The 14,061-nt window shown below is 66.1% G+C and carries 13 protein-coding genes, 1 pseudogene and 1 riboswitch; of the genes and pseudogenes, 9 read left to right on the top strand and 5 right to left on the bottom strand.

Going from position 1 to position 14,061, the window contains the following annotated elements; translation table 11 throughout:
* Window positions 1–8: 8 nt before the first annotated feature.
* The 4 genes from ACIP9X_RS02610 to ACIP9X_RS02595 all read right to left on the bottom strand — a co-directional run bounded on the left by ACIP9X_RS02610 (window position 9) and on the right by ACIP9X_RS02595 (window position 5,163).
* Window positions 9–1,385, bottom strand: coding sequence for an adenosylmethionine--8-amino-7-oxononanoate transaminase (locus tag ACIP9X_RS02610; protein ID WP_400478155.1), 1,377 nt, complete (start codon window positions 1,383–1,385; stop codon window positions 9–11).
* A 220-nt stretch (window positions 1,386–1,605) separates the two neighbouring features.
* Window positions 1,606–2,631, bottom strand: a complete 1,026-nt coding sequence (bioB, locus tag ACIP9X_RS02605) for a biotin synthase BioB (protein ID WP_400478154.1) — start codon at window positions 2,629–2,631, stop codon at window positions 1,606–1,608.
* 256 nt (window positions 2,632–2,887) lie between these two features.
* Entirely contained in the window at window positions 2,888–3,700 is an 813-nt protein-coding gene (locus ACIP9X_RS02600; RefSeq protein ID WP_400478153.1) for a hypothetical protein, read from the bottom strand.
* A 3-nt stretch (window positions 3,701–3,703) separates the two neighbouring features.
* A riboswitch (cyclic di-AMP (ydaO/yuaA leader) is annotated at window positions 3,704–3,900 on the bottom strand.
* Window positions 3,901–4,056: 156 nt separating this feature from the next.
* The gene (locus ACIP9X_RS02595) at window positions 4,057–5,163 is read right to left on the bottom strand and encodes a GTP pyrophosphokinase family protein (protein ID WP_400478152.1); all 1,107 of its coding nucleotides are present in this window, start codon (window positions 5,161–5,163) and stop codon (window positions 4,057–4,059) included.
* A gap of 293 nt (window positions 5,164–5,456) precedes the next feature.
* On the opposite strand from ACIP9X_RS02595, the gene ACIP9X_RS02590 reads away from it, so the two are divergent.
* The 9 genes and pseudogenes from ACIP9X_RS02590 (at window position 5,457) to ACIP9X_RS02550 (ending at window position 13,011) form a co-directional block, all read left to right on the top strand.
* Window positions 5,457–6,287, top strand: coding sequence for an alpha/beta hydrolase (locus ACIP9X_RS02590; protein WP_400478151.1), 831 nt, complete (start codon window positions 5,457–5,459; stop codon window positions 6,285–6,287).
* A 229-nt stretch (window positions 6,288–6,516) separates the two neighbouring features.
* Window positions 6,517–7,605 carry a ferredoxin reductase gene (locus ACIP9X_RS02585; protein ID WP_400478150.1) on the top strand — a complete coding sequence of 363 codons (1,089 nt, stop codon included), beginning with the start codon at window positions 6,517–6,519 and terminating at the stop codon, window positions 7,603–7,605.
* 14 nt (window positions 7,606–7,619) lie between these two features.
* On the top strand, window positions 7,620–8,801 hold the full coding sequence (locus ACIP9X_RS02580; RefSeq protein WP_400478149.1) for a fatty acid desaturase family protein: 1,182 nt from the start codon (window positions 7,620–7,622) through the stop codon (window positions 8,799–8,801).
* A 149-nt stretch (window positions 8,802–8,950) separates the two neighbouring features.
* Window positions 8,951–9,916, top strand: coding sequence for a carbohydrate kinase (locus tag ACIP9X_RS02575; protein ID WP_400478148.1), 966 nt, complete (start codon window positions 8,951–8,953; stop codon window positions 9,914–9,916).
* A 9-nt stretch (window positions 9,917–9,925) separates the two neighbouring features.
* Window positions 9,926–10,456, top strand: coding sequence for a YbhB/YbcL family Raf kinase inhibitor-like protein (locus tag ACIP9X_RS02570; RefSeq protein WP_400478147.1), 531 nt, complete (start codon window positions 9,926–9,928; stop codon window positions 10,454–10,456).
* A 132-nt stretch (window positions 10,457–10,588) separates the two neighbouring features.
* Window positions 10,589–10,912 (top strand): PepSY domain-containing protein, encoded by a 324-nt coding sequence (locus tag ACIP9X_RS02565; protein WP_400478146.1) that lies wholly within the window; start codon window positions 10,589–10,591, stop codon window positions 10,910–10,912.
* Window positions 10,913–11,108: 196 nt separating this feature from the next.
* Window positions 11,109–11,606 carry a hypothetical protein gene (locus tag ACIP9X_RS02560; protein WP_400478145.1) on the top strand — a complete coding sequence of 166 codons (498 nt, stop codon included), beginning with the start codon at window positions 11,109–11,111 and terminating at the stop codon, window positions 11,604–11,606.
* 593 nt (window positions 11,607–12,199) lie between these two features.
* Window positions 12,200–12,640 (top strand): annotated as a pseudogene (locus ACIP9X_RS02555) (IS3 family transposase); the annotation flags it as partial.
* Window positions 12,641–12,717: 77 nt separating this feature from the next.
* Entirely contained in the window at window positions 12,718–13,011 is a 294-nt protein-coding gene (locus ACIP9X_RS02550) for a transposase (protein WP_400478144.1), read from the top strand.
* 303 nt (window positions 13,012–13,314) lie between these two features.
* Here the strand turns inward: ACIP9X_RS02550 and ACIP9X_RS02545 are convergent, their stop codons facing one another.
* On the bottom strand, window positions 13,315–13,992 hold the full coding sequence (locus tag ACIP9X_RS02545; protein WP_400478143.1) for a TetR/AcrR family transcriptional regulator: 678 nt from the start codon (window positions 13,990–13,992) through the stop codon (window positions 13,315–13,317).
* Window positions 13,993–14,061: the final 69 nt, after the last annotated feature.

The following is a 14,061-nucleotide window of genomic DNA, read 5'->3' as shown; positions in this document are numbered from 1 at the left end:
GGCGGCGCTCATGCCGCACCACCGCGGCCGGCCACGGCCAGGTCATGAGCTCCGGCTTCGTGGACTTCGGTGACCGCGCCGACCATGCCCGCGGTGGCCTGGGCGATGTCCGCCGCCGTGCTGATGTACGGCGGCATCGTGTAGACAAGATTCCGGAACGGGCGCACCCATACGCCGCGGCGGACCGCCGCCGCCGTCACCGCGGTGACGTCGACGGCGTCGTGCAGTTCGATGACTCCGACGGCGCCGATGGTGCGGACGTCCCGGACAGCCCCAAGTTCCCCCGCAGGCGCGAGCCCGGACTCCAAACCGGAACTGATGCGGGCGACGTCCGTGCGCCAGCCGCCGTCGCCGATGAGGCCGAGGCTGGCGTTGGCCACCGCACATGCCAGCGGGTTGCCCATGAAGGTGGGACCGTGCAGCAGCGCTCCGGCCTCGCTGTTGGACACAGTGGCGGCCACGCCCGCCGTGCAGAGCATGGCGGCGAGGGACAGGTAGCCGCCGGTGAGCGCCTTGCCCACGCACATGATGTCGGGAACGACGCCGGCATGGCCGGCCGCGAACAGCTCGCCGGTGCGGCCAAACCCGGTGGCGATCTCATCGAAAATAAGCAGCAGCCCGAACCGGTCGGCGGTGAGCCGCAGCTCGCGCAGGCATTCGGCGGGGTAGCTGTACATGCCGCCGGCACCCTGGAGGACAGGTTCCACGATGATCGCCGCGAGGCCCTCATGGTGTTCTTCAGCGAGGGCCGCCACTTCCGTTGCCCACGCCTGCACCGCTTCCGTGGTTGCGGAGGCCGCGGCCGGCGGCCGCGGCGCGAAGACGTTGCCGGCCAGCAAACCGGGGAATGCGGAATGCATGCCGTCCACGGGATCGCAGACCCCCATCGCCGCAAACGTGTCCCCGTGGTACCCCCCGCGGATGCTCAAAAAGCGTTGCCGTGACGGCCGCCCGCACGCCGTCTGGAACTGCACCGCCAGCTTCAGCGCGACTTCCACGGCCACGGAACCCGAATCGGCGAGGAACACCCGCTCCAGCCCCGGCCGTCCGGCTGCAGCGGGGGCCATCTCCACCAGGTGTTCTGCCAGTTCCACAGCCGGAGCATGCGTCAGGCCGCCGAACATCACATGGCTGAAGTTATCCAGCTGCCGCTTGGCGGCGGCATCGAGCACCGGGTGGCGGTACCCGTGGATCGCCGACCACCAGGATGACATCGCATCCACGACCTCATGGCACTCGCCGTCTTCACCGCGGAGCCGCAGCCGCACGCCGTCGGCCGCCTCCACTTCCCACAGCGGAAGGTCCGGGGACGCGGGCGCATAGGGGTGCCACAGGCGCTCGCGGTCGCGCTGGATCAGACCCGCCTGCGTTGAGCCCGGCCTCATGGGACGAGCACCCCGTGCCGCGAGCACTCCGCCTGCCAGCCCAGCGGTGTCACCTGGACTTTCATCCGCCTGCGGCAGTCGGGGCAGTACCGCGGCGGCTCCAGCGCCAGCAACTCACCGCAGCGGCGGTGCCCGGACGACGGCGGGACGCTGCCGCCGTCGGCCGGGTCCCCGCAGTGCCCGCAAAACTTCGCACTGGATGAGCCTGTTGAAACCCCGTTCACAGCGACTTCTGGAATTCCTTGATGGGCATGTTCAGCTCCACGAGCAAGTTGAGGTCAGCCGTGGCGGGACGGCCCAGCGTGGTGAGGTAGTTGCCGACGATGACGGCGTTGATGCCGCCGAGCAGCCCGTCCCTCGTGCCGAGGTCGCCGAGGGTGAGTTCGCGTCCGCCGGCGTAGCGGAGCACGGTGCGGGGCATGGCGAGCCGGAACGCGGCGATGGCGCGCAGGGCGTCCTTGCCGTCCATGATCTCCTGGTTCTCGAGCGGGGTCCCCGGGCGCGGATTCAGGAAGTTGAGCGGCACCTCGTGGGGTTCCAGGGCGGCGAGCTGGGCGGCGAGTTCGGCCCGCTGTTCAAGGGTTTCGCCCATCCCGATGAGGGCGCCGCAGCACAGTTCCATGCCGGCCGCCTTGACCATGTTGCAGGTCTCGAGGCGCTCCTCGTAAGTGTGGGTCGTGACGACTTCGGGGAAGTAGCTGCGTGCCGTTTCGAGGTTGTGGTTGTAGCGGTGGACCCCCCACTCGGCCAGCTGGTCGACCTGCCGCTGGGTGAGCATCCCCAGCGAGCAGGCGATGTTGATGTCGACAGCTTGGTTGATGCGGTCGATCGCGAACTTGATCTGGTTCATGAGTTTGATGTCGGGGCCACGGACGGCGGCGACGATGCAGAACTCGGTGGCGCCGGTGGCTGCGGTTTCCTTGGCTGCCTTGACGAGTTCAGGAATGTCCAGCCAGACGCCGCGGACAGGGGAGTCGAACAGGCCTGACTGGCTGCAGAAGTGGCAGTCCTCGGGGCAGCCGCCGGTCTTGATCGAGATGATGCCCTCCACCTCGACATCCTCGCCGCAGTGCTTGAGCCGGACTTCGTGGGCCAGCTGGAGGGCTGCGGGAAGTGCATCGTCCGGAAGGCGGAGAACCTCGACCAGCTGGCTTTCGCTCAGTCCCACGCCCTCCTCGAGGACCTGTTGCCGGGCGGTCTCGAGGATTTCGTAGCGGGTCACGGGCGGGTCTGCCTGAATCGTCATTGATTTTGTTCCTTGCCTTGTAGGTGCGGATCTCTCTCAAACAGACGCTAGTTTCCAAATCGGGGCGCCATTTTGGAGGGTTTCTACAAGGAGGCAGGGCGGAAGTTTGACGGGATATGGAAGCTGTCCCCGCCGTCGAGGGAAGGCAAAACGTGCATAGGGCAGCAAAAAGCCGGCGCTCCGCTGCCCCCAAGGCAGCGCAACGCCGGCTCTGTGAGCGCACCTTATTCAGGTGCGCGGTCTTGCTTAGTCGCGGTTAGGCTGCGGGCCGCACAAAGGTGACCGGACCGGTTGCGGTGAGCCAGGACAGCGGGTGAACGATGGTCTCGTTCACGCCGTTCATGCCGCCGCTGAGCGCCTTGCCGTTTCCGACGAAGATGGCTACGTGGCCGGACTGGACAATCATGTCGCCGGGCTGGGGCGTGGAGACGACCTTGCCGTAGTTCATGAACTGCATGGGGGCGAGGTCGCCAACACGGATGCCCGAGGCGCCCAGTGCCTTCTCCACCATGGCGGTGCAGTCCTGGCTGATGCCGACCTGGGCGTAGGCCGCGGCGACCATGGAGGCGTTGATGCCGCCGGCGGCTGCGGGCGCGGGGGCCTTTGCCGGTGCCGGTGCGGACTTGACCGTGACCTTCGGCGCGGGCGCGGCCGCGGGTGCCGGAGCAGCGGCGGGGGCGGCGGCAGCAGCCTTCGGCGCTGCAGCAACCCTGGGAGCCGCAGGCGCAGCCGGCTTCTCCACAACGACGGGTGCCTTGACAACGGGGGCCGGCGTGGACTTCACGGCCGGGCGCTCGTAGGCGATGCTGACGCTGGAGCTGGCGCTCAGCGGGGCCTGCGACTGGCTGGCAGCCTCGGGAGCTGAGGCGGGGGCGGCGGCCTTCTGGGCCGGGGCGTTGGCGGCATTCGCGGCCATGGTCCCGGTGAAGGCGAGCCCCGATGCCGCGAGGACCACGGCAGCCTTGCGTCCCAGTCCTCCGGCATTTGCCGTGACTGCGCGCGATGCGGAAGCGAACGGGTTTGAACGGCCGGCCGCTGCGCGGCGGGCAGGGGTAATGCGTGAAGACATGAAGGAGCCTCTCCCGATGCCTGCGAGGTGAGCTGTCGGATTCGGATGGGAGACACCCGGCCGCGGCCTGAGGAATCAGGATCTGCGCGGCTTCACCCCAAGGCCCGCTTCGAGCGGGCCGAAAATTGGTTTCCCCGTCTCTGCCGGAAAGGTCTGCGATCGGATCCCGAGGCTGCGGCAGAGTTAGGCAATCAGCGCGGGAATGCCTTCCTCGGTGAGGAAGGCACGTCTTCTACCGTACGGGAGCCTGGAGCAAAAGTCACATTTGGGTAACAGGGGCGTGTTGTGCGAGCGATCTCAGGTTGCGCCGGGTAGGGGTGCGTCGGGAGGTGGAGTCCGCCGCGCCGCGGCCGGCTCTACTTCTTGGTCTGCCGGTAGCGTTCGATCTGCTTCAGCCGCCGCAGGAGGCTGTCGCGCCGCGGGTGCGGAACGACGTCGGGCGCTTCTGCGGTGAGGTCGATGTGCCTCGTGCCGTACTGCCACAGCAGCAGGTCATCCAGCAGCCGGTCCGGACCGGGGGAGTAGCGGTGGTCCAGGGCCTTGCGGACCTCGGTGATCCGGTTGGCGCTGAGCAGACCGGCCAGTTGCACGGTCTGGTTGAGGCCGTGGGCAGCCATGAGCTCAGCCGCCCATCCCCAGTCATCGTCCACTTTCCGGTCCACGTGCGGCAGCAGTGCGCGCCACACGTCACGGATGCGGTTGGGCGTGAGCTGGGCCGCGCCCTCGCCGTCCATGTCCCAGTAGCTGCGGACCTCCTCATAGCGCTCGTGCAGGTCAGCGAAGGCGGTCTCCACCGTTTCCAGCATGGCGGCCGTGGCCGTGAACTGCCGGTCGAAATGGGGCGTCCAGGCGCGCGGGTCCTCCGCCTTGAAGCGGATATCGTGTTCGATCTCACTCCACGCGTGCGCAAAGACGGTGCGGATCTGGCACTCGAAGAAATAGCTGCCGTTCGGCTGAACCTCAGGGTTGAAGACCTGCTGGTATTCCTTGACCACGTCGTTTTGGATGGTCCGCAGAATCAGGTGCCGGCTGGAGTAGCCGTATGTTCCGGACTCAATGGAGCCGATGTCCTTCTCGCGGTCCCCGCGGCAGTCGAAGAGCTGGCGCTGGCGCTTGATGATGTTGGCCACGGCGGCGTTTTCCGTCGGCAGCTTGGTGATCACGCGGACGCCCACCATGTCGTTGAGGGTGCGGAAGGGGTCGGGGAACTTCAGCAGGCGCGGCCCGTCCGGTTCGAGCGGCTCCTCGGTCCGCGAGATTTTCTCCCGGAATGACTCCACCGTCTTTGTCCGGCCGGTGACGAACAGAGGGGTGACCTCCGTATCCTTGAGCATGGTCCGCAGCATCAGCAGGACCTCGCGGGTGACAAGCTTCAGGGCCGGCCGGACACGCTCGTAGAGCTCCACGTTCTCCTGCACGGACTCGCGCTGGCTGACGTCCAGCCGGTCCCAGTTGCTTGCCATGGCTCCAAACTATCAAGGGCGTGTGACAGCCGGGGATGTGACGCCGGCAGGCAGCACACTTCCATGCCCAAAAGCGGCGTGCACCGAACCGGCAGCGGGGTGCATCTTACGGCAGCGGCCTGCGCACGCGCCACAGCGGGTCCGGCTTTCCGCCGATGGGAGCCAGCTCACTGTTAGGCTCGGCACATGGCTGATGTGCGCCGTCGGACTCTGCTGTCCCCTGGACAGCCGGGCACCGCGGCAGTGGCGGGCAGGGGCAAGCCTCCTGCGCGCCAGGACCCAAGGAGGATGCAGTGAAGCGGCAGAAGTACCAATACGGTGACCACCCCAGCCAGTGGGGCGAGCTCTTTCTGCCGGAAACGCCGCCCGCATCCTCGTCCCGCAATGGGAAGCGCCGGCCTGCCCGCGGCGTCGTGGTGGTCATCCACGGCGGATACTGGCGCTCGCAGTACGGAGCCGAACTGGGTGAACCGCTGGCGAAGGACCTGGCAGCCCACGGCATGCCGGCCTGGAACCTGGAGTACCGCCGGGCCGGGAACGGCGGCGGATGGCCGCACACCTTCGAGGACGTGCTGGCCGGGATTGACCGGCTGCGCGGGGTAGCTGAAGAACACGGACTGGACCTCACCAACGTCGTGGCGCTGGGGCACTCCGCCGGCGGCCATCTCGCCGTCTGGGCTGCCGGCCGTGACCGCCTCGCGGAGCTGGGCACGCCGGATGCGGACAGGCAGGTCGAGAGGAACCTCAACGGCCAGGCCGTGCGTCTGACGGGAGTGGTCAGCCAGTCGGGGCTGCTCAACCTCGCCCAGGCCGACTGGCTCGATCTCAGCAACGGGGCAGTGAGCAACCTGATGGGCGGCTCCTCCGGCAAGTACCCCAAGCGGCACAAGTACGCGGATCCCATGACCGCGGTCCCGCTGAATATCCCCGTCTACGCCGTCCACGGGCTCGAGGACACCACCGTGCCATTGAGCCAGTCGGAGGGGTACGCCGCGGCAGCCCGCGCCGCCGGCGCCCCCGTCCAGGTGGTCAAGGTTCCCGGCGACCACTTTGCCCTGATCGACCCGAAGGCCTCGTCCTACCGGAAATGCCGCGAGCTCGTGCAGGAGCTGCTGGCGATCTAACGGGAAACCCCAGTCGCGTTTGTAAGGTGCAGTTACGTTTGTAAGGTGCAGTTACGTTTGTAAGGTGCAGTTATTGGGTACGGCAGCATGCGGACCGTCCCGGCCTCCTGTTGCCCCCTGCACCTGCATGGTGGACTCTAGTAGGTGGGGGTTGCGGTAGGTTTATATATTACGATCACCGGTTTCACTAGGAGAAATACATGGGTGAATCCAACAGGTGGCGGACAATATGATTCGGCTCCGCAAGTTGGTACGCGCCACGACGGTTTTGACAACCCCGTTGGCGCCGGAGGACATCCTCGCGCTTTTCAATCCCGTCTTTTCGGCCCGCCAGCTTCGCGGCGTGGTCACCAAGGTGGTCCCCGAAACGGCGGACTCCGCCACCATCCACTTCCGCCCGGGCCGCGGCTGGAAGGCGCACAAGGCCGGACAATGGGCCCGCATCGGCGTCGAGCTCGACGGCGTGCGCCACTGGCGTTCCTACTCCCTGAGTGCTCCGGCCGGCCAGGATCCCGCCATCACGGTCAGCGACGTCGGAGCCGTCTCGGGCGTCCTCGTCCGCGAGACCAAGCCCGGTGACGTGCTGTTCCTGGCCCCGCCGCAGGGTGACTTTGTCCTGCCGGAGCATCCGCGGCCGCTGCTCATGCTCACCGCAGGGAGCGGCATCACGCCCGTCATGTCTATGGTCCGCACTCTCGTGCCGCACCGTCCGGACGCCGACGTGGTTTTGATTCACTCTGCCCGCCGACCCGAGGACAGCATCTTCCGGGGAGAGCTCTCCGAGCTTGCCGACCAGTTTCCCAACTTCCGGGTCACCCACTGGTACACGGGGGAACGCGGCCGGCTGGACTTCACTTCCGCTGCCAGGCTGGACGAGCTCTGCCCGGACTGGCGGCAGCGGGCCGCCTACGCCTGCGGCCCGGAAGGGTTCCTGGACGACGCCGAGGCGCTCTGGTCTGCTGAGGCCGCTGCCCACAAGAAGGCGGGCCCCTTCGCTGCCGACGAGATCAATCTCATTATCGAACGCTTCAACACCAGCCTCGTCGGCGGAGCAGGGCACGACGGCGGACTGGTCACCTTTGAAGCCTCCGACCGGGAGGTCGAGGCGGACGGGAACACACCGTTGCTCGATGTCGGCGAGGACGCCGGGGTCCTGATGCCCAGCGGCTGCCGCATGGGCATCTGCCACAGCTGCCTAACGCCGCTGCGAGCCGGGCATGTCCGTGACCTTCGCACCGGCGAGGTCCTCGGCGAGCCCGGCCAACTAATCCAGACGTGTGTCTCGGCAGCCGCCGGGCCCGTTAACCTCGACATCTGAGGAGCATCAACCGCATGACAGCAATATCCGACCGTACAGCCGTGAAATCGCCGTCGATCAGCACGCCGGCGGCGAAACCCCGTCCAGGGGCGCTGGCCACCTCCGGCAGCCCGCTTGTGCGCCCGCCGGCAGCCGCTCACCTCACTGACGAGCAGGTCGCCGAACTGGGCCGCGAGCTGGACGCCATCAAAGACGACATCCTCGCCAAACGCGGCGCCTCGGATGCCGCCTACATCCGGCGGGTCATCAAGGTCCAGCGCGGGCTGGAAATCACCGGCCGTGCAGCGCTCCTGATGGGCCGCAACAAAGCCGCCTGGGTCACCGGCACCACGCTGCTGAGCATGGCCAAGATCCTGGAAAACATGGAGATCGGCCACAACATCCTGCACGGCCAGTGGGACTGGATGCGTGACCCGGACATCCACTCCACCACCTGGGAATGGGACTTCGTCACCCCCGCCCGCTCGTGGCAGCACACCCACAACGACCTCCACCACCGCTGGACCAACGTCGTGGGCAAGGACAACGACGTCGGATACAACCTCCTGCGCATGGACGGCGACCAGCCGTGGAAGCCGTTCAACCTCGGCAACCCGCTCTACAACGCCATCCTGGCCCCCATCTTTGAGTGGGGCATCGCCATCTACGACCTGGAGCTGACGGAATTCCAGGAGGGCAAGAAGAGCAAAGAAGCCCTCATGAAGGACCTCAAGGCCCTGGGCAAAAAGGCGATCAAGCAGTTCACCAAGGATTACGCCGCCACGCCCGCTGTGGCCATGCTGACCGGTTCCGGCAAGCAGGCCCTCTACGGCACGCTGACCGCCAACGCCGTGCGCAACGTGTGGGCCCACGCCGTCATTTTCTGCGGCCACTTCCCCGAAGGCGCGGACACTTTCACCGAGGAAATGGTGGAAGGCGAAACGCGCGGCGACTGGTACGTGCGCCAGATGATCGGCTCGGCCAACATCTCAGGCTCCAAGTTCATGCACCTCATGACCGGGAACCTGTCCCACCAGATCGAGCACCACCTCTTCCCGGACCTCCCGTCCAACCGGTACGGCGAGGTGGCGCCGAAGGTGCAGGAAATCTGCAAGCGCTACGGCCTCCCGTACACCACGGGTCCGCTGCTCAAGCAGGTGGGCTCCTCGTGGGGCAAGGTCTTCAAGCTCGCGCTGCCCGGCAAGAAGAAGGCATAACCGGCTCGGGAGCTAGCCTCTTAGACAGGGCGGCGCAGCGGGCGGGAAGGTTCCGGTGCGCCGCTTTTGTGTGCGCGGACGTTCTTGTGTGAACCGCTTTTTTGCGGACCACCGGAGCGCCCCGCCGCGTTCTCTGGCAGAGTATGTGCATGCTCACAGTTATTGGCGAGGGCCTCGTTGACGTGGTCCAGCGGACGTCCGGAATCGAAGCCCATGTGGGCGGCAGCCCGCTCAACGTCGCCGTCGGCCTCGCCCGCCTGGGCCATCCCGTCCAGTTCATCGGACGCTACGGCCGCGACGCCTACGGCGACTCGGTCGCCGCGCACCTGAGGGCAAGTTCAGTCATGCTCCCGCTGGCCCCCGACAGCCTGCCAACCAGCGTGGCCACGGCACTGATTGACGACGACGGCGCCGCCACCTACACGTTCGACCTCACCTGGGAGCTCCCCGGCCTCGCTGAACGCCTGCCGTTCATGCTGCAGGGCAACACTTTGCTCCACACCGGCTCCATCGCCACCATGCTGGCGCCGGGCGCCGCTGAGGTGCTGGCCGCCGTCGAGCATTCCCACCCGGCGGCGACCATCAGCTTCGACCCCAACTGCCGGCCCAGCATCATCAACGATGCAGGCTACGCCCGCCGGCAGGCGGAAAAGTTCGTGACGCTCTCGGACGTCGTCAAAGCATCCGACGAGGACCTCGAGTGGCTGTACCCGGGCACCGACCCGCTCGAGTCGGCCCGCCGCTGGTTTTCCCTCGGCGGTTCCGAAGGACCCGCCCTGGTGGTGGTCACGCGCGGCGCCCAAGGACCCTGGGGCATCACCGCAGCCGGAGAGGCCGAGTTCCCCGCGCCCCGGGTCGAGGTGGCGGACACTGTCGGGGCCGGCGACTCCTTCATGGCGGCGCTGCTGTCCGGTGTCGTGGACCGCGGACTGGACGGGGCGCAGAACCGGGCGGACCTGCGTGCCCTGCCCTCCGAAGGACTCACCGCGCTCCTGGCACACGCCGCCCGCGCCGCCGCTGTCACCGTCTCCCGTGCCGGAGCCAACCCGCCCACCAGGGCCGAACTCAACCACATCGAAGAAGCAGCAGAGGAAGCAGAAGTACCCACTACCTGAAAGGCAGTTATGACATCCGACGGTCCCTTTTCGAACCTTCCCGACGTCCCCTCTTTCCAGCTTTCCAGCAGGTCCTTCGAGGACGGCGCCACCCTGGCGCCGCCGCAGCGGAGCGGCCGGCTGCACGCGGGCGGTTCTGACAGTTCGCCGCAGCTGAGCTGGAGCGGGGCGCCGCCGGAGACCAGGAGTTTCGCCGTCACGGTGTTCGATCCCGATGCACCGGGTGCCCGCGGTTACTGGCACTGGGCGGCGGTCAACATTCCCGCTGACATCGCCTCCCTGCCGGAGGGCGCAGGTGCCGAGGCCGGCCCGCAGCTCCCGCAGGGCGCCGTGCAGCTGCCGAACGACGCCGGCTTCCGCGGTTATGTGGGCGCCGCGCCGCCGCCCGGTCACGGCCGGCACCGCTACTTCATGACGGTTTACGCGCTGGATGTTGAGGACCTTGGCGTCGCAGCGGACACAGATCCGGCCAGCCTGGGACAGCAGCTTTCGCAGCACCTGCTCGGAACCGCGACGATCACCGGAATCTTCGAACGCTAACCCCTGCATCAGTGTCCGCGGAGACGGGCCTTTGTCCTCCACTGTCCGCCTCCTTGGCCTCAACTAATTAAGCGTTGCGTGTGCCAGTTGACGGGCGCAGACTGGAAAAGTCCTTGAGAGGAGTGACGTGTCATGCGCAAGAGAACGTGGATCATCGGGGCCGCAGTAGCCGGGCTGGTGCTGGGAGGCGCAACGGTTGCCGCAGCTGCCGTGAACCCCTTTGACGACGACGGGAGTGTGGACGGAAGCACGCAGAGCCCTCTGAGCCAGACCGACCGTGACAAGGCGGTCCAGGCCGCACTGGCAAAGGTGGGCCAGGGCACGGTGACTGAAGTGGAGCGGGACGAGAACCCGAATTCCGCCTACGAGGTTGAGGTGCGCCTTGCGAACGGTTCAGAAGTTGAAGTGGCTGTGGGCAAGGACTTCCAGGTTCTGAGCCAGAGCCCCGACGACTGACCAAGCGGCGGCGGGCTCCGCGTGAGCCATTGCCGGCCGGTTCATAGTCCCTGTTCTTTACGCATCTCTTTACGCACTGTAGATGCGTGTTAAGCCGTGTTGCGCCCGGAGTCCGTGCGTGTCCGCAAGCATTGTGGGCCGCCGGTTCCGGTGGTTGGTTAGGTGCACAGGCATCAAACAGAACGGGGACATTTTGATGATCACGGCTTTGGCTCAGCGGATACGCACGGAATGCAGCGCGGAACTCAGCCTGTTCCGGAACCAGGTGTTGTCCCTCATCCGGCAGGACATCGGCACCGGCGGCCTGGAAGGGGCTGCGACAGCCATGGCCCGCCGGCCTTCCCTTGCGTCGTCCGGAGTGACGGTGGAAATCGTTGGCTTTACCGGGTGGCGGCCGGCCGCCCTGGCGGCGTCGGTAGGCATCACCGTGGTGCTTCGCCTTGTTGCCGGAAATTCAATTGGTGGATGGCAGGCGGCCGGGCGGCCGGTCTACCGGCAGTCGGCGGGCGGCAGGCCAGATGCCGGGATCCTCCGGGAGGAGGCCCACGCCTGGGCGAGTGCGGTGGCGGCCGGGCCATGGGCTGCCGCCGAGTTCCTCGGCTGCGAGGAAGCGCCGGCAGGTCGGGTGTTCCACTATCTCCTGAAGGAGCATGTGGCGTTCTACACCGCCCCGGACCTGCAGGGAGCCCTGTAGGGCAGGAGCAAACACAAGCAGGATTGCACACAGAAGGAGACCCGGCGGGATGATGAACTGCTCCCCGAAAGTTGGACTGAGAAATCAGTTCTGACTTTCGGGGAGCAGTTCTATGTATGGAAGAAGTTCGTTGTCCGAGAAGCAGCGCGAGGCCGCGGTAGCGTTGTTTGAAACGGGTTGGGGTGCTTGGGCGGTAGCGACCCGACTCGGAGTAGGTAGAGGTGCCATCAAGCGTTTGTATGGTCGATGGCGGATACGCGGAGGCACGACGCTGGTGGCGAAGCCAACACGACTGGTATTTTCGTTTGAGTTCAAACTTGATGCTGTGCAGCGATACCGCGCGGGTGAGCCCAAAGTCGCCCTGACGAAAGAGCTTGGGCTGTCCTCACCGCTGTTGCTCGAGAAGTGGGCGCGACAGTACCGAAGACGAATCCCGGGACAGCAAGGAAACCTGAGTCTGAGGTAGAGCGACTGCGCCGAGAGAATGAACGCCTTCGCGCAGAGGTGGCCTTCCTGGGAAAAGTAAACGCCTTGAGGGACGAGGAACAGCGCCAAAGGTCCGCGCTGTCATCGCTCTCAAGGCTGAACACCGGTTGGAAGTTCTCCTGGACGTAGCCGGGTTAGCCCGGTCCACGTTCTTCTACCACCAGTCCCGCCTCCAAGGCCCCGATGGTCGGGCTCCCCTGAAGGCAGCCATCACAAAGGTTTTCAAGAAGAACCACGGCCGGTACGGGCACCGCCGGATCCACATCCAACTCCTCAAACAAGGATGGACGGTCGCCAAAAAGACCGTGCTGAAGCTGATGCGTACCCTGCGGCTGGTTTGCAAGGTCCGAAGCAGGAAGCGATACAACTCGTACCGGGGCGAGCAGGGCATCGTGGCCCCTAACCTACTGAAACGCCAGTTCGAAGCGGATGCCCCAAACCAGAAGTGGGTCACAGACGTGACAGAGTTCAGCGTCGGGGACCGGAAGCTCTACCTCTCACCGATCATGGACCTTTTTGACCGGCAGATCATCTCCTATGCCATTGGGACGTCACCCAACCTGGAACTGGCCAACGCCTCACTGCGCGGCGCCTTGGCCACGCTGGAAACGGGCAGAAACCCCTCGTGCACTCCGACCAGGGATTCCAATATCAGCACAACTCTTGGCGCACACTTTTGGCGGACGCCGGCGCGGTCCAATCGATGTCCCGCAAAGCCAACTGCTACGACAACGCCGTCATGGAGAACTTCTTTGGACACATCAAGGAAGAGCTCTTCCACCGTGTCCAATTCCTCAGCACGGAGGCACTTGCGGCAGCGCTGCACGAATACATCCGCTGGTATAACACCGAGAGAATCTCCACAAAGCTAAATGGCTTGTGCCCGGTACAGTACCGTGCTCAGATGCTCGCGGCTTAGGCCTCTAGTTAGCCGCAGCGCTTCTCTGGGGCTGTTTTCGAAGCTAGATAGCCACCTGGCTCTTGTCTTCCGGGCAGGCTCCATTGACCCGGCAGTTAGGCTCTGGAAATGAGCAAAGTCCGAAAGTGGCCAACTAAAGGGGCTCATCCCAATCCGCGGTGTTAGTCGGGGTCGAAGCCTCCGGTCTCGGGCAGGCATCGCGCGATGTAGTTGGTGAGGTTGCGGAAGCCGAGGGCCGCTGTCCTCGTCCTCGTCCCAGATCGGCGGGGATTGTGGTTGCTGTCGCGCCGCCGCTGGCCGCTACTAGCGCGTTTGATCGGCAGTGTCGCCCGGCGCGGGGTGTCGAAGGGCTTCCCATGCGGCGTCGGCGAGGACTCGTTCGGCGTGGGTGAGGTGTGCGGCCAGGGCGTCTGTCTCCGGTGTGGTGGAATGCCCGGAGGGTTCGATGGCGGCCCGAACGAGCTGTTCGGCGGGCCCGAGCCATAGCGCAAGGCTGTGCTCGTGCGGCAGCGATCGTAGCTCCCCGGTCGCGGCGCGTTCACCGAGCCAGCCGGCGAGCCGACCGTAAAAGCTTTCCTTGAGCCGGGCTTCTTCGCCTCCGGATATCTCGGTGACGCTCGGCTCGCGGCACTGATGCATGTACTGCATAGCGCGCGGATCGGCCCCGGCCCACCGTAGGAAGGCCACCACCAGACCGCGGACGGCGTCCTCGGTGCGCGCGTGGCGGTCAAGCTCGACGAGCAGGTCGCGATGGAAGCGCTGCAGGTGTTCCAGATAGACGGTGGCGGCCAGGCTGTGCTTGTCGCGGAAGTGGTGGTAGAAGCTGCCCACGCTCACGCCGGCCGCGGCCAGGATGTCTTCCACCCGGGTCGCCGGGACACCCCGGTCGAGGAACAGCTCGATCGCGGCGGCCGCGATGTCCTCGCGGCGCGAGCCGGGCCTGGCCCGATGGCCCGTGCTGGCAGTGGGGGTACTAGTCATTGGTCCATCCTACCCGAAGTAGAACATTCCTCGGTATCTGTGCTAGAACTTTCCTCTAGAGGTTTTTTC

Origin of the sequence: Arthrobacter sp. NPDC093125 (genome assembly GCF_044754225.1) — a bacterium.
Classification (GTDB): domain Bacteria; phylum Actinomycetota; class Actinomycetes; order Actinomycetales; family Micrococcaceae; genus Arthrobacter.
The sequence above is the reverse complement of the archived record's forward strand: the minus strand, read 5'-3'. Positions and strand labels throughout refer to the sequence as shown.

Bases quoted from the DNA above. Each gene is read 5' to 3' on its own strand.
- ACIP9X_RS02610 (WP_400478155.1), bottom strand. From the start codon at position 1,385: ATGAGGCCGGGCTCAACGCAGGCGGGTCTGATCCAGCGCGACCGCGAG.
- bioB (WP_400478154.1), bottom strand. From the start codon at position 2,631: ATGACGATTCAGGCAGACCCGCCCGTGACCCGCTACGAAATCCTCGAG.
- ACIP9X_RS02600 (WP_400478153.1), bottom strand. From the start codon at position 3,700: ATGTCTTCACGCATTACCCCTGCCCGCCGCGCAGCGGCCGGCCGTTCA.
- ACIP9X_RS02595 (WP_400478152.1), bottom strand. From the start codon at position 5,163: ATGGCAAGCAACTGGGACCGGCTGGACGTCAGCCAGCGCGAGTCCGTG.
- ACIP9X_RS02585 (WP_400478150.1), top strand. From the start codon at position 6,517: ATGATTCGGCTCCGCAAGTTGGTACGCGCCACGACGGTTTTGACAACC.
- ACIP9X_RS02580 (WP_400478149.1), top strand. From the start codon at position 7,620: ATGACAGCAATATCCGACCGTACAGCCGTGAAATCGCCGTCGATCAGC.
- ACIP9X_RS02575 (WP_400478148.1), top strand. From the start codon at position 8,951: ATGCTCACAGTTATTGGCGAGGGCCTCGTTGACGTGGTCCAGCGGACG.
- ACIP9X_RS02570 (WP_400478147.1), top strand. From the start codon at position 9,926: ATGACATCCGACGGTCCCTTTTCGAACCTTCCCGACGTCCCCTCTTTC.
- ACIP9X_RS02565 (WP_400478146.1), top strand. From the start codon at position 10,589: ATGCGCAAGAGAACGTGGATCATCGGGGCCGCAGTAGCCGGGCTGGTG.
- ACIP9X_RS02560 (WP_400478145.1), top strand. From the start codon at position 11,109: ATGATCACGGCTTTGGCTCAGCGGATACGCACGGAATGCAGCGCGGAA.
- ACIP9X_RS02545 (WP_400478143.1), bottom strand. From the start codon at position 13,992: ATGACTAGTACCCCCACTGCCAGCACGGGCCATCGGGCCAGGCCCGGC.